This window comes from Erythrobacter sp. HL-111 (assembly GCF_900105095.1).
Taxonomy (GTDB): Bacteria; Pseudomonadota; Alphaproteobacteria; order Sphingomonadales; family Sphingomonadaceae; genus Erythrobacter.
On the sequence record NZ_LT629743.1, the window covers coordinates 2274443 to 2293345 of the forward strand.

Here is an 18903-nt window from a genome sequence, read left to right on the forward strand (position 1 = left end):
TAGGCCCTCGCCGGACGAGCGTCAAAGGGGGCGTTTGGCCGAATGTTCCACGTGGAACATCACTTGCCGATGCAGAACCGCCCGAACAGCGCATCGAGCATGTCCTCGGTCGTCGCGCGGCCGGTCAGGCGATCGAACGCGACGCGGGCGCGGCGCAGTTCCTCGCCGATCAGCAGGAGGTCGGACATCCCCTTCGCCGCGGTGAGCGCCTCCGCCGCTTCGGCAAGCCGCGCGTGCTGGCGCCGGTTGAGCGCGGCCTCGCCGGGCCTCGGCAGGCGTTCGCGCGCGAAATCGGCAATGTCCCGCTTGAGCGCGGCGAGCCCCTCCCCCGTCTCGGCGGAGACGCGGTGAGAGGCGCTGCGTTTCGGGCGGAAATCCGCCGCATCGGCGCGCGCGGCGATCTCCCACGCGCCGCTCGGTCCGGCACCCTCCTCCCCCAGCCACAGCACGAGGTCGGCCCGGCCAAGCTGGCCGCGCGCGCGTTCGATGCCGATCGATTCGACCGCATCAGCCCCGATCTCGCGCAATCCCGCGGTGTCGACGAAGGTGAAGGCAACGCCCCCGATCGCGACCGAACGCTCGATCACGTCGCGGGTCGTCCCCGCCACCGGCGAGGTGATCGCCGCCTCGCTCTCGACCAGAGCGTTGAAAAGCGTGGACTTTCCCGAATTCGGCGGCCCGGCGAGGACGACGCGGAAGCCCTCGCCCAAGCGTTCCGAGCGCGGCCGGGCGAGCCATTCGCCGATCTCGCCTGCGAGCCTTTCGATGTTCCACGTGAAACATTCGGGCAGGCCCGCGGCGTCCTCCTCGTCCGAGAAATCGAGCGCCGCTTCAAGCTGCGCGGAAAGGCCCAGCAGGCGGCTGCGCCAGTGATCGACCTGACGCGAGAGCGCCCCGCTCGCGTTCGCGATCGCGGCGGCGCGCTGCAGTTCGGTTTCCGCGGCAAGCAGGTCGGCCAGCCCTTCCGCCTCGGCAAGGTCGATCCGGCCATTGGCGAAAGCCCGGCGGGTGAATTCGCCCGCCTCCGCCGCGCGCAGTCCCGGCAGGCGGGCGAGCGCCCGCTCCACCGCGGCGAGCAGGGCGCGCCCGCCGTGGCAGTGGAATTCGGCGAGGTCCTCTCCCGTCGCGCTGGCGGGGCCGGGAAACCACAGCACCAGCGCCACGTCGAGCAGCGCGCCCTCGCCATCGCGCAGCCGCGCGAGGCTAGCCCGGCGCGGTTCGGGCAGGCGGCCGCACAGCGCCTCGATCGCCGGCGCCGCCTGCGGCCCGCTGACCCGGATCACCCCGATCGCAGCCGGGGGCGCGCCGCTCGACACGGCGAAGATCGTGCTTGCCTCGCTCATCGCGCCGAGAGCCGCTCAGCTTCGGTCGGTGCCCTTGTCCCGATCGCCGGAGCCCGTGGGTCCGCGGCGCGATCCGCCCTGCCCCATCCCGCTTTCGACGAAGCTCTGGAACAGCTTCAGCCCCATCTGACCCATCGGGGCGAGCCGCTCGGCATATTCCTGGAGCTGGTCGGGATTGCTCACCCCCTTCATCGCCCGTGCGAGCTGATCGACATAAATCGTGTTGGCCGGCGAGACATCGGGCAGGCCCATGAAACTCCGCGCCTCTTCGGGGGTGCAATCGATTTCGATGTTGATCTTCACAGGGCCGGTCCTCTTCGTCGCGCCGCCTCTTCTTGCGGACCTCGCTCATTTGGGTTTGCCAAGCCCCGAGCGCAATGGATATGGCGCGTTTCACGTGGAACCGATGGGCGCGGCCCCGTTTGAAGGCTTGCACCCCCCGAACCAAGGAGAGAGCCTGCGATGACCGAGACCGTTTCGATTGCGACGCTTGAAGGCGATGCCAGCTTCGATGCCCATGTCGCCCGCCCGACGCAGCAGCCCCGGGCCGCGATCATCGTGATCCAGGAAATCTTCGGCGTGAACGCCGGGATCCGCCGCAAATGCGACAAGCTCGCCGCCGAAGGCTATCTCGCGGTCGCGCCCGACCTGTTCTGGCGGATCGAACCCGGCGTCGAGCTCGATCCCGATGTCGAGGCCGAATTCAACCGGGCGCTCGATCTGATGGGGAAGTTCGACCAGGATACCGGGATCCGCGACATCGAAGCGACGATCAAGCACCTGCGCGCCAAGGAAGGCATCGCCAAGGTCGGCTGCGTCGGATACTGCCTCGGCGGGCGGCTCGCCTTCATGACCGCTGCGCGCACCGATATCGATGCGAGCGTCGGCTATTACGGCGTCGGCATCGACGGGCTGCTGCGCGAAAAGGACGCGATCGCCAACCCGCTGATGCTCCACATCCCGACCGAGGACGGTTTCGTCGACAAGGCGACGCAGAAAGCCATGCACGAAGGGCTGGACGACCATCCCAAGGTGACGCTGCACGATTACGAAGGGCTCGACCACGGCTTCGCCACGGAAATCGGCCAGCGCCGCGACGAGGACGCCGCGAACATCGCCGACGGGCGCACCTCGGCCTTCTTCGCGGAGCACCTTGCGTGAGCGAGGCGGAGGGGCGCGCGCACCTTGCGCGCTGGCACGCCTACATGGCAGGCGGTAGCGATCCGGCGGTGCTGTCGGATATGCTGGCGGAGGACGCGGTGTTCCATTCGCCGGTCGTCCACACCCCGCAGGCGGGCAAGGCCAAGGTCATGGCCTATCTCACCGCCGCATCGGGCGTGTTCGGCAATGGCAGCTTCCGCTATGTCCGCGAGCTCGTCGACGGGAACGAGATGATGCTCGAATTCGTCGCCGAGATGGACGGCATCACCGTCAACGGGGTCGACATCATCCGCTTTGGCGATGACGGAAGGATCACCGATTTCAAGGTCATGGTGCGGCCGCTCAAGGCGATCAACAAGGTCTGGGAGATGATGGCGCGCCAGCTCGACAACGCGCCGCCCGCCGCCTGAACGAGCGGGCCAGGCCGCGCGGGACCGGGCTAGTTGAGGCAGGCGAAGTTGAGGATGATCCCGCGGGTTTCCTCGTCCAGCCCGGCGGGCAGTTCGCGTTCCAGCACCTCGCGCCGGCCCGCGACGCTTTCGGCGATCAGCACCCGCTTCATCGCCCAGCCGGGACAGGAGCGCTGCGAAATCGCCTTGCGGCCCAGCACCGAAACCCCGGTGTGCCGCGGGTCGTTGCCGATCCGCACCATCAGCGCCACCAGCGCCGATTCCTCGCCTTCGAGCAGCTGCAGGAAATTGCGCCCGTTGTAGAGCAGGAGGCCGGTGATCCCGCGTTCCGGATTGTTGCGCGCGCTTGCGCCAAGGATCGCCTCGACCTCCTCGCGCGACAGGTTCGGCGCCGTGCTGATATAGAGGTACTGGTTTAGCATCATCCCGTCCGGCCCCCGGCGTCCCCGACCCCGACCCGCGAACCCTTACTGGTTCATCGTGTCGAAGAAATCCTCGTTGGTCTTGGAATCCTTCATCTTGTCGAGCAGGAATTCCATCGCATCTACGGTCCCCATCTGCATCAGGATGCGGCGCAGCACCCACATCTTGGACAGGCGGTCCTTCTCCACCAGCAGCTCTTCCTTGCGGGTGCCCGACTTGCCGACGTCGAGGGCGGGGAAGATGCGCTTGTCCGACACCTTGCGGTCGAGCACGATCTCGCTGTTGCCGGTGCCCTTGAACTCCTCGAAGATGACCTCGTCCATGCGGCTGCCGGTGTCGATCAGCGCGGTGGCGATGATCGAGAGCGAACCGCCTTCCTCGATGTTGCGGGCGGCGCCGAAGAAACGCTTGGGCCGCTGCAGCGCGTTGGCATCCACGCCGCCGGTCAGCACCTTGCCCGAGGAGGGAACGACGGTGTTGTAGGCCCGGCCGAGGCGGGTGATCGAATCGAGCAGGATCACCACGTCATGCTTGTGCTCGACCAGGCGCTTGGCCTTCTCGATCACCATTTCGGCGACCTGCACGTGGCGATTGGCGGGCTCGTCGAAGGTCGAGGAGATCACCTCGCCCTTCACCGAACGCTGCATGTCGGTGACTTCCTCGGGCCGTTCATCGACCAGCAGGACGATCAGGAACACTTCCGGGTGGTTGTCGGTGATCGCCTTGGCGATGTTCTGCAGCAGCACCGTCTTGCCGGTGCGCGGCGGGGCGACGATCAGCGCGCGCTGGCCCTTGCCCTGCGGCGCGATGATGTCGATCACGCGGGCCGACTTGTCCTTCACCGTCGGGTCGAGCTGGTCGAGATTGAGCTTCCTGTCGGGGTAGAGCGGCGTCAGGTTGTCGAAATTGGTCCTCAGCCGCACGGCCTCGGGATCGTCGAAATTGACCTTGTAGAGCTGCGTGAGCGCGAAGTAGCGTTCCCCGTCCCTGGGCGCGCGGATCTCGCCTTCGACCGTGTCGCCCGTCCTCAGGCCCCACTTGCGGATCTGGTTGGGCGAAACATAGATGTCGTCCGGCCCGGCAAGGTAGTTCGCCTCGGGCGAGCGCAGGAAGCCGAACCCGTCCTGCAGCACCTCGATCGTGCCGATGCCCATGATCTTCTCGTCATATTCCTCGTCCTCGGCGAGCTCGCGCAGGATCGAGAAGAGCAGGTCCTGCCGCCGCATGGTCGAGGCGCCCTCGACCCCGAGTTCTTCCGCCATGGCGACGAGGTCGGCCGGCGTTTTCTTTTTAAGGTCCTTGAGATGCATGGGAAAAATCCGAAAGAAGGGCTCCGGGAGGAGCCGTTGGGAAGGCCGGCTGGTCAGTACCTCCCCGTTCGGGAAGGCGCCTTGGCGGACCGGACCCGATGCCGGACAGGCGACCGGATCCGGCATGGCGCGAGGCTGGGCTTGGAGAAAGCAGACTCGGACCGGGAGAACCCCGGTCACCGGATGGAACGCGAGGTCGGATAGGTTCGTGCGGGCGCAAAATCAATCGGGGTTTTCGCCCGCCCCGGCGAAAATGCGCCGGGCGCTGCCCGGACCACGGCGAACCGCCCGCTCCGCCCCGCCGGCTCAGGACAGGTAGAAGCGCACCACGTAGACCGTCACCACGATCAGGACCAGCAGCACGCCCGGAATCTCGCCCACCATCCGCAGCCGGCTTTCGCTCAGCGGCCGCTCGCCCCGCGCCATCTTCTTCGTCTTCGACACCAGCCAGCCGTGATAGCCTGTCAGCAGCAGGACGAGCGTGATCTTGATGTGCAGCCACCCTTCGGTGAAATATCCCATCGCCCAGGCCTGCGTCAGCCCCAGCACCCAGACGATGATCAGGCTGGGCGTGAGGATGATCTTGCGCAGCAGGCCCATGCGCCGCGCCCATTGCGCTTCCTCGGGCGAACCGGGCGCCGCATCGAGCATGTAGATGCACTGGCGCGGCAGCATGAACAGGCCGGCGAGCCAGAAGGTCATGAAGATGACATGGCCCGACACGAGCCAGGGATAGATCGTCAGGATCGCGTCTTTCATCACCTATCCCCTGAGCGCGGCGAGCAGTTCCTCGACATGGGAAATCGGCGTGTGCTGGCCGATCCCGTGGCCGAGATTGAAGACGTGCGGCCGCTCGGCGAAGGCCTCGACGATGGCGCGGACCCGCTTAGGCAGCATCGCGCCTCCCGCCTCGACCAGCAGCGGGTCGAGATTGCCCTGCACCGGCATCCCGGCGGGAAGGCTCGCATGGACCCAGGCCGGGTCGAGCGTTTCGTCCATGCCGATCGCGTCGACCCCGGTTTCGCGCGCATAGGCCGGAAGCTTCGCGCCCGCGCCCTTGGGAAAGCCGATCACCGGCGTGTCGGGGTGCGAGGCCTTGAGCTCGGCGGTGATGGCGGCGTTGGGGGCGATCACCCAGCGTTCGAATTCGTCGGGGGCGAGGCTGCCCGCCCAGCTGTCGAACAATTGCACCGCCTCGGCGCCCGCGTCGATCTGCCCGCGCAGGTATTCGACGCTGGTTGCGACGATCCGGTCGATGATCGCCTGCAGGCGGCCCGGGTCCCTGTAGGCGAGCAGGCGCGCCGGGCCCTGGTCCTTCGAGCCCTCGCCCGCGATCATGTAGGTCGCGACGGTCCAGGGCGATCCGGCAAAGCCCAGCATCGTCACCGTGTCGGCGATCAGCGCCCGCGTCAGCCGCACGGTCTCGTAGATCGGCTCGAACCGCTCGTGCGCGGGGGTGAAGCTGTCGAGATCGACCTCGAGCAGGGTCGGGGAGAGCTTCGGCCCTTCGCCCGCCATGAATTCGAGCCCCTGCCCCATGGCGTGCGGCACGATCAGGATGTCGGAGAACAGGATCGCCCCGTCGAAACCGAACCGCCGGATCGGTTGCACCGTGATCTCGGCCGCCGCCTCGCTGTCGTAGACGAGCGCGAGGAAACCGCCCTTCTCGGCGCGCAATTCGCGGTATTCCGGGAGATAGCGCCCCGCCTGGCGCATGAGCCAGACCGGCGGGACGGGCTGGCGGGAACCTTTGAGCGTGTCGAGCAATGGACCGGGCATGGGGATTCCTTAAACGAAAATAATAGATTCTTAAAAGGATTGATGGTCACAGTTGGCCCTGTGGAAAGCGGGAATTACCGGGCCTTGCCCGATTATCCCTGAGGAGGCCAGCCTCCTTGTGGCCGTGCGACTCCCGTTCGCGGCGCGGTCAAGGCAAGGTTATCCCCGCTCTTCCCAGCCTGTCGATAGCGGCTGTCCCGTGTCGACAAGCCTTCTGGCGAAAACACCGGCAGCGGGCAGGAAAATCCCTCCCCGGCTTGTCCACGAAAGGCTCCCGTGGTTTATGCCCCCTGCTTTCCACAGGCGGGACAGCGCGAAGGACGGCATGAACCGACTCAACCTCCATCTCGTATCGGATTCGACCGGCGAAACGCTCGAGATGATCGCGAAGGCCGCGCTCGCGCAGTTCGACGATCCCCATGTCAGCCGCCATTTCTGGCCGATGGTCCGTTCGCGCCAGCATCTCGACCGGATCGTGCCCGAACTCGCCGCCAATCCGGGCCTCGTGCTCTACACGCTGGTCAATCCGGAAAGCCGTTCGCGGCTGGAGGAGCATTGCCGCCACCTCGGCCTTCCCGCCGTCGCGGTGCTCGATCAGGTGACCGCCGCGCTCGAAAGCCAGCTCGGGCAGGAGGCGCACGGGCGGCCCGGGCGCCAGCATTCGATGGACGAGCATTACTTCCGCCGGGTCGATGCGATCCAGTACACGATCGCGCATGACGACGGGGTCGGGCAGGAGGAATGGGAACAGGCCGACATCGTCCTCGCCGGGGTGTCGCGCACGTCCAAGACGCCGACCAGCATCTATCTCGCCAATCGCGGCTACAAGGTCGCCAACATCCCGCTGGTGGTCGAAAGCCCGCCGCCCGAAACCCTGTTCGGCCTGCGCCACCCGCTCGTCGTCGGGCTTACCACCGCGCCCGAACGGCTGGTCCAGATCCGGCGCAACCGCCTGCTCACCCTGAACGAGACGACCGAAACCTCCTATGTCGACAACGACCGGGTCAAGGCCGAACTGCAGTTCGCCCGGCGGATGTTCGCCGACAACGGCTGGCCGGTGATCGACGTGACCCGCCGCTCGATCGAGGAAACGGCGGCGGCGATCATCCGCCTGGTGCACGAACGCTCGCGCCGCGCGCCGCAGGTCGACGGGGTGTCGAAGCCGATATGAACGCACCGCTGATCCTCGCTTCGCGTTCCGCCTCACGCCGGGCGATGCTCGATGCCGCGGGCGTTGCCTACGAGGCGATCCCGGCCGATCTCGACGAGCGCGCGGTCGAATATTCGCTCGCCGGGGCCGAGCCCGCCGAGATTGCCGAAGCGCTCGCGGTCGCCAAGGCGGCCGCGGTCGCCGCCGCCAATCCCGAGGCGCTGGTGCTCGGCAGCGATTCGCTGGTCGTCGCGGGCGGGCGCCGCTTCGACAAGCCCGCCAGCCGCGGCGAGGCCGCCGAACACCTGCGCTTCTTCTCGGGCAGGGTCATGGAACTCCACGCCGCCGCCGCGATCCTGCGCGGCAAGGGCTGCGAATGGAGCCACGCCGCGCGCGCCCGGCTCCACGTGCGCGAATTGTCGGATCGCTTCATCGAGACCTATCTCGACGCCGAATGGCCCGCGGTCGGCCAGTGCGTCGGAGTCTTCCGGATCGAGGGGCCGGGCGTGCAATTGTTCGAGGGGATCGAGGGCGACACCTTCACCGTGCTGGGGATGCCGCTTCTCCCCGTGCTCGGCGCGCTGCGCGAGTTGGGAGTGCTCCCGGCATGAGCCGCGCGCCCAATGCCAGGCCCTATGCCGAGGTGATCGGCGATCCCGTTGCCCGATCGAAATCGCCCGCGATCCACAATTTCTGGCTCGAAAGGCTCGGGATCGACGCCGAATACCGCGCGGTTCGCGTGACCGCGCAAGGCCTGGAGGAATATTTCGCATCGCGCCGGGCCGATCCGCTGTGGCGCGGGTGCAACGTGACGATGCCGCTTAAGCAGGAGGTGTTCGGCGCGCTCGACCGGGCCGATCCCCATGCTGCGGCGATCGGGGCGGTCAACACCGTTTACCGCGACGCAAACCTGCTCGCGGGGACCAACACCGACACGCTCGGCTTCCTCGAACCGCTGCGCCCCGCGCTCGGCGCGCGGCACCTCTATCGCATGGCGCGCGTCATCGGCACGGGCGGCGCCGCGCGGGCGATCGTCCACGCGCTGGCCGAAAGCGGCTTCACCATCGTCCTTGCCGGGCGCGACGAGGCCAAGGCGCGCGCGATCCTCGACGAGCTCGCCCCCGCCGGCGAACATCACGCCGCCCCGCTTTCCCATTTCGCGGACCCCACCGATTTCGCCTTCGACGATCGCGCGGGATGCCTCGATCTCGTCGTCAACGCCTCGCCGCTCGGGATGACGGGCCAGCCGCCGCTCGCCTTCGACTGGAGCCACGCGCCGCCGCGCAGCATCGCCTACGACATCGTCACCGACCCGGTCGAAACGCCCTTTCTTCAGGGCGCGCGCGAACGCGGGCTGGCGACGGTCACGGGCCTCGCGATGCTGGTCGGACAGGCCGCCGCGGCGTTTGAATGCTTCTTCGGCCGATCCCCGCCGCGCGATGCCGATGGCGAATTGATGGAGAGCCTGCGCCGATGACCGCCGAAACGCCTTCCCGCCCGCCGCTGATGGTCGGCCTGACCGGCTCGATCGGCATGGGCAAGTCGACGGTCGCCGCCATGTTCGAACGCGCGGGCGTGCCGGTGTTCGACGCCGATGCCGAGGTCCGCGCGATGCAGGGTCCGGGCGGCGAACTGGTCGGCCGGATCGAGGAGGCCTTCCCCGGTTCGACCGGCCCCGAAGGCGTGATCCGCGAGGCATTGGGCGCGCAGGTGTTCGGCGACCGGGACCGGCTCGCCAGGCTCGAGGCGATCGTCCACCCCGCAGTCGGCAGGAAGCGCGCGCGCTTCCACGCGGACAACGCGCAGGCGGACATGGTCCTGTTCGACATCCCGCTCCTGTTCGAGCGCGGCGGGGCGGACGCCTTCGACGCGGTGATCGTCGTCTCCGCTCCGCCCGAGGTCCAGCGCGAACGGGTGCTCGCCCGGCCCGGCATGACGCCCGCGAAGTTCGAGGACATCCTGAAACTGCAGGTCCCCGATGCCGAAAAGCGCGCGCGCGCGACTCACGTCATCGACACCGGCACCAGCCTCGAGGAGACCCGCGCGCAGGTCGGCCGACTGATCGGGGAATTGCGGGCGGCGCGGGGATAGCGCCGGTCGCCCGCGGCCCCCCCTTGCACATCGCGGCGCATGGGTGGATAGAATCGGGCGATGCAGTCCGATCCCCGCCGCGAAATCGTCTTCGACACCGAAACCACCGGGCTCGACCCCACGACCGGCGACCGGATGGTGGAAATCGGCTGCGTCGAGATGATCGGGCGAGTCCCCACCGGCGCGACCTTCCACGCCTATTACAACCCCGAACGCGACATGCCGGCCGAGGCGGAGCGGGTTCACGGGCTTTCCTCCGCGTTCCTTTCGACCAAGCCGCTGTTCCGCGAGAGCGTTCAGGAACTGCTCGAATTCCTTGGCGATTCCCCGCTGGTCGCGCATAATGCGGGCTTCGATTTCGGCTTCCTCAATGCCGAGCTCGCGCTGATCGGCCTCCCGCCCATCGGGATGGAGCGGATGATCGACACGGTCGCCATCGCGCGCAAACGGCATCCGGGGGCGAAGAATTCGCTCGACGCGCTGTGCACCCGCTACGGGATCGATCGCAGCCACCGGGTGAAGCACGGCGCGCTGCTCGACGCCGAACTGCTGGCGCAGGTCTATATCGAACTGACCGGCGGGCGGCAGATCGGGCTCGAACTGGCGGCGGAGGTTTCGACGATCACCGTGGCGCGCGGCATCGCGCCCGCCGCCGGGCGCCCGCGCCGCGAACCGCGCCCGCACGCGCCGACCCCGGCCGAACTTGCGCGGCACCGCGAATTCGTCGCCGGGATAGAAAACGCCATCTGGGCGCGCTGACCGGCGCCCCGATCCGCCGAGCAAGGAGGAGCCGAAACCATGGAAATCCGCATTTCCGGCCACCAGGTCGATACCGGCGCGGCCCTGCAGGAACACGCGGCCGAGCGAATGGGCGCGATCGTCGACAAGTATTTCGAGCGTGCCCTCTCCAGCCACGTCACCTTCGGCAAGGCACCCGGCGGCAGCTTCACCTGCGACATCGTGACCCACGTGACCCAGGGCCTCATCCTCAAGGCGCAGGGGTCCGCCGCCGACGCCCATGTCGCGCTCGACGAAGCGGCGGGCCGGATCGAGAAGCAGCTGCGCCGCTACAAGCGCCGCCTCACCGACCGTCACGAACGCGCGCAGCAGGTCCGCGCCGAGGAAGAGGCCGCCTACACCATCTTCGCCGCCGAACCGCCTGGCGACGAAGGCGAGGAGGAAATCGCCGCCGAAGCCCCGCCGGTCATCGCCGAAACGCGGGTCGACATCCCGACCGGGACCGTCGCCGATGCGGTGATGATGCTCGACCTGCGCGACACCCCGGCGCTGTTCTTCAAAAACGCTGGCACGGGGCGCCATAATATGGTTTACCGCCGCTCCGACGGGTCGATCGGCTGGGTCGAACCGCGTTAGGACCTTGTGAACCCCCGGCCCGCCAGTATCGCCCGGCACCCGTCGGGGGCACTCCGAAAGGTCCCGTTCGCACAGGGACATGACCCTCGACCCGGAAAAAGGGGCGAGCCCATCGCGACAGGACAGTCCGCCCTCCCCGGGCCTTCTTGATCGGAAACCGGTTTATTCATGGATATCAACATCGCCATCGTGCCCCAAGCGGTCCGCCTCGCCCGGCTCGAATCGAAGGCGCAGGTGCTCGGCGCGCTGGCGGATTGCCTGGCCGAGGTCTACGGGCTTGACGCCGCCGACGTGCTCGAAGGGCTCGAAACGCGCGAGGCTCTCGGCAGCACCGGGTTCGGGCGCGGCATGGCGATCCCGCATTGCCGCCACGCCAAGGTGAACAAGCCGACGCTCGCGGTCCTCAAGCTCGACCACCCGGTGGATTTCGCCGCCGCCGACGCGCAGCCGGTCGGCCTCGTCTTCGGCCTCGTTTCGCCGGAGAATGCCGGGGCGATCCATCTCCACGCGCTCGCCGCGATCTCGCGCCTGATGCGCGACGAGGCGAGGCTCCAGGCGCTCGCCGACGCGCCGGATGGCGAGGCGCTCTACGCCGTGCTGACCAACCAGTTCCTGCGCAATGCTGCTTAAGGACGGGCTGCCTGAGGGCGGACCGCCGGCCAGGTGACACGATGACGGATGCCGGGTCGCACGACCGCAGCAGCGCCGAGGCGCATCACCGCGCGCTCGAACGGCTTTACGCCTCGGCCCCGGTCAACGCCAAATTCCCCTCCACGCTCGAAATCCCGGGAGAGGGGCGCTCGCGCCTCGTCTTCACCGTGCGCGAGGACGTCTACCACGCGGCCGGTGCGGCGCACGGGACGATCTATTTCAAGATGCTCGACGATGCGGCCTTCTACGCCGCGAACACGCTCGCGACCGACCGTTTCCTGCTCACCACCAGCTTCAACCTCCATTTCACCAAGCCGGTGCGCGCGGGCGAGGTCGTCGCCGAGGGTCGCTGGGTGAGCGGGCGGCGCCGGGTCTTCGTCGCCGAGGCCCGGCTGGTCGATGCCGAGGGCGAGGAGATCGGCCGCGGCACCGGCACCTTCATGCGTTCGCGCATCGCGCTTTCGAGCCTGCCGGGATACGCCGCGGACACCGCCGCATGAGCGGGCGCCTGCCCGCCCATGTCGAAGTCGGCGCGATCCTGCGCATGGCCGAGGCCGGGGGCGGCATGGCGACGGTGCTGGCGAAGGGCGAACGCGATGCGGGGACCGTCCTCGTCGTCATCATGCGGCGCGGCGAAAATGCCAGACTCCACGAGCGTATGCCGGGGCTCGATTTCGAGCGCCGCTGGACCCTGACGCGCACGCAGGACGCGCAAGATAAACAGGCGTTCGCCGACTATCTCGAGCGGCGCAGGCGGCAGGATCCCGACACCTGGATCGTCGAGATCGACGTCGACGACCCGGAGAAATTCGCCGCGCTCCTGCCGCAATAGGTTGACTGGGTTTCAGATGAGACTATTTCCCCGCGACCTTCTCGGTGCGCAGGCCAGGACGCGGACAATTCGGTCCGCTGATCGGCACGCAGACGGGGAGCCGCCGGCAGGCACGACGAACCACCCCCATATTACCCCCCGCGAGATACTCGCAAACAGGTTCCCGCCTGCGTCGGAGCGCGCTCACCGCACAGTACGAAGAAACGATGAGTCGCAGGACTTATTCCCTCAGCGCCCTCGCCATCGCGGCGACGGCCAGCCTGAGTTTCTCGAGCGCCGATGGCGCCGAGGCCCTCGCGCAGGCGACCGAGGGCGAGACGCCCCCGGCGGACGCGCAACCGGCCGCACCGGCCGACGACATCGCGGAAATCGTGCCGCAGGACACCGTCTTCATCTCAGAAGAGGTGGTCCAGCCGCTCGGGCCCGAAGCGGGCACCGCCGAAACCCCCGACTTTCCCCCCGCCACCTCGCTCCACGAGCTCGTCGCGCGGATTCCCGCCGATGATCGGCTGGGCGAGGAAATGGCCTGCCTTGCCGGCGCGGTCTATTTCGAATCGCGCGGCGAACCGCTCGCCGGGCAGCTTGCCGTGGCGCAGGTCGTCATCAACCGCGCCGAGGACGCCCGCTTTCCCGCGAGCTATTGCGGGGTCGTCTACCAGCGCGCGCAGTTCTCCTTCGTGAAGAACGGGCGGATGCCGCAAATCCGCACCCACACCGCCGCCTGGCAGCGCGCCAAGGCGATCGCGCGGATCGCGCATGACGGGATGTGGGAATCCGTCGCGGGCGACGCCGTGTTCTTCCACGCGAACTACGTCCGCCCGAAATGGAGCTACCGCAAGCAGCGGCTTGCCCAGATCGACACGCACATCTTCTACAGGTGATCGGGCCGAGCGTCTGAACGAACAGCCCTCGCCCCAAGCGGCGGGGGCTTTTCGTTGGCGCGTTTCGCTCCCGCGGGGAGCGCAAGGCCGGGCGGCCGCCCGCAGCCGTTCGCGCGACGCGCGAAACGGCGGCGAGGCTTACAGGGAAAGCTCCACCCATACGGGCGCATGGTCGCTCGCCTTCTCGCGGCCGCGATGGGCCTTGTCGACGCCGACGACGGTGATCCTGTCGGCCAGTTCGGGGGACAGCAGGATGTGGTCGATGCGAAAGCCGTGGTCGCGCGGCCACGCGGCGCCCTGGTAGTCCCAGTAGGTCCACACGCCGCCGCGCGGATTGAGGGTCCGCACCGCATCGGTCCAGCCGTCGCCGAGCAGCCGGCTATAGGCCGCGCGCGATTCGGGCTGCATCAGCGCATCGTTCGCCATTGCCCTGACCGACCAGACGTCGTCGTCCTCGGGGATCACGTTGAAATCGCCGAGCACCACCGCCGGGACCTCTTCGGCCCAGATCGCCGCCATGCGCGCGCGCAGGCGCTCCATCCACGCGAGCTTGTAGTCGAACTTCGGCCCCGGGTGCGGGTTGCCGTTGGGCAGGTAGAGGCAGGCGACGCGCACCGTGCCGGACGGGCCGACCGCATCGACCTCGAGATAGCGCGCCTGTTCGCCCTCCCCGTCCTTCGGCCCGTCGATCCCGAGCCCGCGGCGGACCTCCTTCGGCGGTTCGAAGCCCGCCCCGCCGTCGGTCAGCACCGCGACCCCGTTGAACGCCTTCTGCCCGTGGGTGAGGACGTGATAGCCGAGCGCCGCGATCTCCTCCGCCGGGAAGGTCGCATCGAGGCTCTTGATCTCCTGCAGGCAGGCGACCGCGGGCCGCGTCTCGACGAGCCATTCGAGCAGCCGCGGCAGGCGCGCCTTGATGCCGTTGATGTTGAAGGTGGCGATTTTCATGGGGGGCGTGATGCCCCGAAGCAGCCGCGCTGTCTAACCCAAATCCCCGGGCCTAGATCCCGAAGCTCGACCCGCAGCCGCAGCCCGCCGCCGCATTGGGATTTTCGACCCGGAAGGCCGCCCCGCCGAGCGATTCGACGAAATCGACCACGCTGCCTTCGACGAGATCGAGGCTGACCGGATCGACCACCAGCTTGACCCCGTCGGTCTCGCTCACGCTGTCGTCGCCATCGGCCCCTTCGGCGAGGTCGAACTTGTACTGGAAGCCCGAACAGCCCCCGCCCTCGACCGAAAGGCGCAGGATGGCCGGCTTGGTCTGCTTTTCGGCGATCAGCGCGACTCGCTTCGCGGCGGCGGGGGTGAGGGTCAGGGTCTGGGTCTGGGTCTGGGTCTGGGTCTGGGTCTGGGTCTGGGTCATGATGTCTCCAAAATAGGGCGGGATGCCGCCGCGCTCAAGATGCGAAGGTCACGTCTGGATGTAGGAACGCAGCGCCTCGGCCTCGTGCTCGACCGAATCGATCTTGAACTTGACCAGATCGCCGATCGATATGAAGGCGATCATCCGCCCGTTTTCGACCACCGGGAAATGGCGGAAGCGGCGGCGGGTCATCATGCTCAGCGCCTCGTCCACACAGGTCGATGGTTCGACCGTGACAGCCGGCGACGTCATGATCTCGCTGACGGGCAAGTCCATGCAATCGCGGCCCTTTTCGGCGATCCGGTAGATCACGTCGCGTTCCGACACGATCCCCGCGACGCGCCCGTGGCGCAGCACGGGAAGCGCCCCGATGCGCTGTTCGGCAAGCATCCGCACGGCCTGCGAAACCGGGGTTGCGGCATCGCAGGAAATTATGTCCTCGGCGGCCCGCCCGGCGATGATCCTGGCAATGGTCATTATCGACTCCTCTCTCCGCGAGGGAGGATGACATTCTTGCCCGCGAAAGGCGAATCCCGCTTGAACCGCCGCAGCGCAAGGGCAGTTGCGCGCGCGGCGTTTGCAATGCGGTGCGATTCGCCCCATTGGGGGGCAATGGCCGACAAGTCCCCGCTCGATAACCCGGAAAACGCCGCCCACGCCTGGGCGCGCTATCGCCAGATCATGAAGCTGCTGCTGGTGGTGACGATTGCGACCGTGACGGTGGCGCTCGCCCTGCTCTATGCCTTCAACGGCATGGTCTCGGTGCATTACTTCATCGCGGTCGCGCTCGGCATCGCCTTCACTATGCTGCTGTCGGGCGGCCTGATGGGGCTGGCGTTCCTGTCCAACGGGACGGGCCACGACGAGGCGGTGGACAACCGCCTTCCGCAGGCCGACGAACTGTTCGGCCGCCGGGACCGCGACTAGGCCTCATTCCCCGCCCAGCGGGGCGAGGCGATAGTCCTCGACCGGAACCCCGCCGACGAGATGTTCCTCGATGATCCGTTCGAGCGCTTCGGGCGTGCACGAATGGTACCAGACGCCATCGGGCCAGACGACCGCGATCGGCCCCTTGTCGCAGATCTGGAGGCAGTCGGCCTTGCTCCGCTGCACCCCTCCCCCCGGACCTTTCGGATGGTCCGCGCTCCGCTTCGGCCCGACGAGGCCGCGCTCCTTCAGGCGGGTCTTGAGAAAGGTCCAGGCCTCTTCCCCCGCCTCGCGCGAGCAGCACTTCGCCTTTTCGGAAAGCGCGCACAGGAAGATGTGGCGTTCGACCGGCGCGGTGTCGTCCCGGCCCGCGGAGCTGGCGTAATGCCGGGTCAGTGCGGACCGGGCGGAGAGGAGTTCGGTATCGCTCATGGCGCCGCCCGCTCCCCGTCCGACCGCGGGCCGAGCCAGCGATCGAGCCACGCGAACACCGTCTCGTGCCATTGCAGCGAATTCGCCGCGCCCAGCACCCAGTGGTTTTCGTCCGGGAAGACCAGCAGCTGCGAGGGGATGGAGCGTTCCTGCAGCGCGGTGAAGCTCTGCAGGCCCTGGGTGTAGGGCACCCGGAAATCCTTCTCGCCGGTGACGACCAGCATCGGCGTCTGCCAGTTGTCGACGTAATTCACCGGGTTCCAGCGTTCGTAGGTCTCGCGCGCCTCGGCATAGGAACCGCCGAAATCCCAGCGCGGGAACCACAATTCCTCGGTCGAATAATAGAAGCTCCTGAGGTCGAACAGCCCGTCATGCTGGACGAGGCAGTCGAACCGGTCGGGCCAGTTCCCGGCGATCCAGTTCATCATGTACCCGCCATAGCTCGCCCCCATGGCGCAGGCGCGCGTCCCGTCGATCTGGCTGTCGAGCGCGAGCGCGGCGGCAAGGCCCTTCTGCAGGTCCTCCAACGGCTTTCCGCCCCAGTCGCGGTTGATCGCGTCCATGAAGTCCTGTCCGTATCCCGCGCTGCCGTGGAAATCGACCGAGATCACGGCATAGCCCTGGCTCGCCAGCACGCGCGGGTTCCAGCGCGAGGACCACGCATCGTTGAAGCTCCCCTGCGGACCGCCATGGACATAGAGGATCGCGGGGATCGGCCCTTGCTGGTTCTCCAGCCGGGTGATCTGGCCCCAGACCGTGTCGCCCCCGGCGCCTTCGAAGCGGAACCGCCGCGTCAGGATCGAGGCGAACCGGCCCATCCGGCTCGTCACCACGTCGGTCAGCGGGCGCGCCCTCCCGAGATCGCGCGAAAGGTGGAGTTCCGGCGGCACCCCGATCGAATCGCGCGTGAACAGGAGGCCGCCGCCGGCCAGCGGGGCGAGCCCGCCGATATGCGCCTCGTTGCCGGCGATGAGGTCGAGCCGCGTCACCGCGCCGCTTGCCGGATCGATCCTGAAGGCCGGCACGTCGAGCGTGTCGGCGGCCGTCGCCAGCAGGTAGGACCCGTCCGCGCTCCAGGCGAGCGCGCCGAAGGAGAGGTCCGTGCCTTCGGTCAGGGCGCGCGTTTCCCCGGTCGAAAGGTCGCGCAACTGCACCACCAGCCGGTCGGATTCGTAGCCGGGCCGCGCCATGGCGAGGTAGGCGAGATACTTTCCGTCGGGCGAAGGCGCGGGCGCGGTGTCGGCCGCGTCGTTGTCTGCGGTGAGTTCGACCGGGCCGGCGCCCGAAAGGTCGTTCCACCAGATGTCGCGATCGGTCGAGCCGGGCTCGTCCGCATCCGCCTCGCGCACGACGAAATAGACGCCCGATCCGTCCGGGGCCCAGGCAATGTCCTCCGCCCCGCCGAAAGGCATGGTCGGCGTGTTGCCGGTGACGCCTTCCCCCGGAGCGCCGTCGAGCGGCAGGGGCTCGCCGACCACCGCGCCGTCCTCCATGCCGTAGACGAAGACGCGGTTGAACACGCCCGGCCTTACCCAGCGGTCCCAGTGGCGGTAGAACCCCGCATCGCCTTCATAAAGCCGCCCGGTGCCCGGGCTGTCCCCGCCCTCTTCGCCGTCTTCGCAGCCCGGGGCCGGGCAATCGCGCGCCACTTCGCTCCACAGCGCGACCCGGTCGCCCGCGGGCGAGAGCTTGAAGCCGTCGATGTCCGTGCCAGGGATGTCCGCGACCAGCGCGGGTTCGGCGGCGATCCGGCCGTCCCCGCCGCCCGGCCCGGGCGCGGCGCGCCACAGGCGGGAGCGGGCCTCGCGGTCTTCGCCGGGATGCTCGCTGCTGAGGAAATAGACGAAATCCCCGGGTCCGAAGGCGAGGCCGTGCGCCTCCATGCCGAAATCGAGTTCGACCGGGTCGGCCCCTTCCCTCGCAAGGTCGAGCAGGTAGTGACGCCGCGTGCGTTCGAGCGTTTCGGGATCGGTCACGGTCACGCTGTAGACCGCGCGGTGTCCGTCCCCGCTCACGCTCGGCGCGCCGAGGCGCGGCATGGTGACGAGATCGCGCGCGCCCATTGCCGGGGCCGCGAGGCCGGGCACGGCTCCCGCCGCGGGTGCGCGATCGTCCGCGGCGAGCGGCGGTGCTGCGAGAAGGGCGAGGCAGGCGGCGAGAGCGCCGGTCATGGATCGGTTCATGACCGCGCGTGTTAGCGTCTCGCCTCCGGCCTTGCCAGAGAAAGCCGGGGCCAGAGAAAGCCGGGGCCAGAGAAAGCCGGGGCCAGAGAAAGCCGGGTCAGCGGCGCTTGCCCGCGATCCGCGCGATTTCGGCCTGCACCATCTTCTCTACCATGCCGGGCAGGTTCTCGTCGAGCCACCTGGCCAGCATCGGGCGGAGCATTTCGCGCACCATGCCTTCGAGCGAGGTTTCGCCCGAACGGACGATCTGCGGGCGCGCGCCCGGTTCGGCGAGCATGGCGAGCGCGGCGAGGTTTTCCTGCATCGCGCCGCGCACCTTCTCGGCGATCAGCGGGGCGTCGTCTTCCTGGCGCGAGGGATCCTCCCCGCCGCTGTCCGATTCGGCGAGGTCCATGTCGGAAAGGTCGAGCACGTCCTCGCGGCCGTCTTCGGCCGGGCGCGTCCGCGCGGCGAATTCCGCCCGCTCCGCGCCCGCTTCGAGCCGGCGGCGTGCCTGCAGCGCGTCTTCGCGATTGTCGCGCGCGATCACCTTCTTGATCGATTCCAGGATTTCCTCGACCGACGCTTCGCCGCTGTTCGCCATCTTCGCC

General features: G+C 68.2%; 25 protein-coding genes. 13 read left to right on the forward strand and 12 right to left on the reverse strand.

Annotation, left to right across the window (positions count from 1 at the left end):
* Positions 1 to 59: 59 nt before the first annotated feature.
* Both mnmE and BLU08_RS10720 read right to left on the reverse strand, forming a co-directional pair.
* Positions 60 to 1343: a tRNA uridine-5-carboxymethylaminomethyl(34) synthesis GTPase MnmE gene (gene mnmE, locus BLU08_RS10715; protein ID WP_090199349.1), complete on the reverse strand. Its 1284-nt coding sequence runs from the start codon at positions 1341 to 1343 to the stop codon at positions 60 to 62.
* A gap of 15 nt (positions 1344 to 1358) precedes the next feature.
* Positions 1359 to 1646: a DUF6489 family protein gene (locus BLU08_RS10720; RefSeq protein WP_090199351.1), complete on the reverse strand. Its 288-nt coding sequence runs from the start codon at positions 1644 to 1646 to the stop codon at positions 1359 to 1361.
* A gap of 159 nt (positions 1647 to 1805) precedes the next feature.
* Here BLU08_RS10720 and BLU08_RS10725 point away from each other — a divergent pair, with 159 nt between their 5' ends.
* Together BLU08_RS10725 and BLU08_RS10730 are read left to right on the forward strand one after the other, a co-directional pair.
* Positions 1806 to 2504, forward strand: coding sequence for a dienelactone hydrolase family protein (locus BLU08_RS10725; protein ID WP_090199353.1), 699 nt, complete (start codon positions 1806 to 1808; stop codon positions 2502 to 2504).
* Positions 2505 to 2548: 44 nt separating this feature from the next.
* Positions 2549 to 2914, forward strand: a complete 366-nt coding sequence (locus tag BLU08_RS10730; protein WP_090201288.1) for a nuclear transport factor 2 family protein — start codon at positions 2549 to 2551, stop codon at positions 2912 to 2914.
* Between the two features lie 29 nt (positions 2915 to 2943).
* On the opposite strand, the gene BLU08_RS10735 is transcribed toward BLU08_RS10730, so the two are convergent.
* The 4 genes from BLU08_RS10735 to hemE all read right to left on the reverse strand — a co-directional run bounded on the left by BLU08_RS10735 (position 2944) and on the right by hemE (position 6426).
* Positions 2944 to 3336, reverse strand: a complete 393-nt coding sequence (locus BLU08_RS10735) for a BLUF domain-containing protein (RefSeq protein WP_157674526.1) — start codon at positions 3334 to 3336, stop codon at positions 2944 to 2946.
* A 45-nt stretch (positions 3337 to 3381) separates the two neighbouring features.
* A complete protein-coding gene (rho, locus tag BLU08_RS10740; RefSeq protein ID WP_090199358.1) occupies positions 3382 to 4647 on the reverse strand; it encodes a transcription termination factor Rho in 1266 nt (421 codons plus the stop codon).
* Between the two features lie 306 nt (positions 4648 to 4953).
* Entirely contained in the window at positions 4954 to 5406 is a 453-nt protein-coding gene (locus BLU08_RS10745) for a CopD family protein (protein ID WP_090199360.1), read from the reverse strand.
* Between the two features lie 3 nt (positions 5407 to 5409).
* Entirely contained in the window at positions 5410 to 6426 is a 1017-nt protein-coding gene (gene hemE, locus BLU08_RS10750; protein WP_090199362.1) for a uroporphyrinogen decarboxylase, read from the reverse strand.
* A gap of 325 nt (positions 6427 to 6751) precedes the next feature.
* On the opposite strand from hemE, the gene BLU08_RS10755 reads away from it, so the two are divergent.
* The 10 genes from BLU08_RS10755 (at position 6752) to BLU08_RS10800 (ending at position 13405) form a co-directional block, all read left to right on the forward strand.
* Positions 6752 to 7597 carry a pyruvate, water dikinase regulatory protein gene (locus tag BLU08_RS10755; protein ID WP_090201291.1) on the forward strand — a complete coding sequence of 282 codons (846 nt, stop codon included), beginning with the start codon at positions 6752 to 6754 and terminating at the stop codon, positions 7595 to 7597.
* The gene (locus tag BLU08_RS10760; RefSeq protein ID WP_090199364.1) at positions 7594 to 8187 is read left to right on the forward strand and encodes a nucleoside triphosphate pyrophosphatase; all 594 of its coding nucleotides are present in this window, start codon (positions 7594 to 7596) and stop codon (positions 8185 to 8187) included. The genes BLU08_RS10755 and BLU08_RS10760 overlap by 4 nt, the downstream gene beginning before the upstream one ends.
* The gene (locus BLU08_RS10765) at positions 8184 to 9053 is read left to right on the forward strand and encodes a shikimate dehydrogenase (protein WP_090199366.1); all 870 of its coding nucleotides are present in this window, start codon (positions 8184 to 8186) and stop codon (positions 9051 to 9053) included. Before BLU08_RS10760 ends, BLU08_RS10765 begins: the two co-directional genes overlap by 4 nt.
* Positions 9050 to 9667 carry a dephospho-CoA kinase gene (gene coaE, locus BLU08_RS10770; protein WP_090199368.1) on the forward strand — a complete coding sequence of 206 codons (618 nt, stop codon included), beginning with the start codon at positions 9050 to 9052 and terminating at the stop codon, positions 9665 to 9667. The genes BLU08_RS10765 and coaE overlap by 4 nt, the downstream gene beginning before the upstream one ends.
* Before the next feature lie 60 nt (positions 9668 to 9727).
* Positions 9728 to 10426, forward strand: coding sequence for a DNA polymerase III subunit epsilon (dnaQ, locus tag BLU08_RS10775; protein ID WP_090199369.1), 699 nt, complete (start codon positions 9728 to 9730; stop codon positions 10424 to 10426).
* Between the two features lie 39 nt (positions 10427 to 10465).
* Positions 10466 to 11041: a ribosome hibernation-promoting factor, HPF/YfiA family gene (gene hpf / locus BLU08_RS10780; protein WP_090199371.1), complete on the forward strand. Its 576-nt coding sequence runs from the start codon at positions 10466 to 10468 to the stop codon at positions 11039 to 11041.
* 168 nt (positions 11042 to 11209) lie between these two features.
* Entirely contained in the window at positions 11210 to 11671 is a 462-nt protein-coding gene (locus BLU08_RS10785; RefSeq protein WP_090199373.1) for a PTS sugar transporter subunit IIA, read from the forward strand.
* Between the two features lie 41 nt (positions 11672 to 11712).
* Positions 11713 to 12192 carry a PaaI family thioesterase gene (locus tag BLU08_RS10790; RefSeq protein ID WP_090199375.1) on the forward strand — a complete coding sequence of 160 codons (480 nt, stop codon included), beginning with the start codon at positions 11713 to 11715 and terminating at the stop codon, positions 12190 to 12192.
* The gene (locus BLU08_RS10795) at positions 12189 to 12524 is read left to right on the forward strand and encodes a DUF1491 family protein (protein WP_090199377.1); all 336 of its coding nucleotides are present in this window, start codon (positions 12189 to 12191) and stop codon (positions 12522 to 12524) included. Before BLU08_RS10790 ends, BLU08_RS10795 begins: the two co-directional genes overlap by 4 nt.
* Before the next feature lie 206 nt (positions 12525 to 12730).
* Positions 12731 to 13405 carry a cell wall hydrolase gene (locus BLU08_RS10800; RefSeq protein WP_090199379.1) on the forward strand — a complete coding sequence of 225 codons (675 nt, stop codon included), beginning with the start codon at positions 12731 to 12733 and terminating at the stop codon, positions 13403 to 13405.
* A 138-nt stretch (positions 13406 to 13543) separates the two neighbouring features.
* Here BLU08_RS10800 and xth read toward each other — a convergent pair whose 3' ends face one another.
* The 3 genes from xth to BLU08_RS10815 are packed head-to-tail and all read right to left on the reverse strand — an operon-like array spanning position 13544 to position 15248.
* Positions 13544 to 14353: an exodeoxyribonuclease III gene (gene xth / locus BLU08_RS10805; RefSeq protein WP_090199381.1), complete on the reverse strand. Its 810-nt coding sequence runs from the start codon at positions 14351 to 14353 to the stop codon at positions 13544 to 13546.
* A gap of 52 nt (positions 14354 to 14405) precedes the next feature.
* Entirely contained in the window at positions 14406 to 14771 is a 366-nt protein-coding gene (gene erpA, locus BLU08_RS10810) for an iron-sulfur cluster insertion protein ErpA (RefSeq protein WP_090199383.1), read from the reverse strand.
* Between the two features lie 48 nt (positions 14772 to 14819).
* The gene (locus BLU08_RS10815) at positions 14820 to 15248 is read right to left on the reverse strand and encodes a CBS domain-containing protein (RefSeq protein WP_090199385.1); all 429 of its coding nucleotides are present in this window, start codon (positions 15246 to 15248) and stop codon (positions 14820 to 14822) included.
* A gap of 135 nt (positions 15249 to 15383) precedes the next feature.
* Here BLU08_RS10815 and BLU08_RS10820 point away from each other — a divergent pair, with 135 nt between their 5' ends.
* Positions 15384 to 15698, forward strand: coding sequence for a hypothetical protein (locus BLU08_RS10820; RefSeq protein WP_090199387.1), 315 nt, complete (start codon positions 15384 to 15386; stop codon positions 15696 to 15698).
* 3 nt (positions 15699 to 15701) lie between these two features.
* Here the strand turns inward: BLU08_RS10820 and BLU08_RS10825 are convergent, their stop codons facing one another.
* The 3 genes from BLU08_RS10825 to BLU08_RS10835 all read right to left on the reverse strand — a co-directional run bounded on the left by BLU08_RS10825 (position 15702) and on the right by BLU08_RS10835 (position 18896).
* Positions 15702 to 16130 (reverse strand): ferredoxin, encoded by a 429-nt coding sequence (locus BLU08_RS10825; RefSeq protein ID WP_172801027.1) that lies wholly within the window; start codon positions 16128 to 16130, stop codon positions 15702 to 15704.
* Entirely contained in the window at positions 16127 to 18301 is a 2175-nt protein-coding gene (locus tag BLU08_RS10830; protein WP_172801028.1) for a S9 family peptidase, read from the reverse strand. Before BLU08_RS10830 ends, BLU08_RS10825 begins: the two co-directional genes overlap by 4 nt.
* Before the next feature lie 109 nt (positions 18302 to 18410).
* Positions 18411 to 18896: a DUF2497 domain-containing protein gene (locus BLU08_RS10835; protein WP_090199392.1), complete on the reverse strand. Its 486-nt coding sequence runs from the start codon at positions 18894 to 18896 to the stop codon at positions 18411 to 18413.
* Positions 18897 to 18903 lie beyond the last annotated feature (7 nt).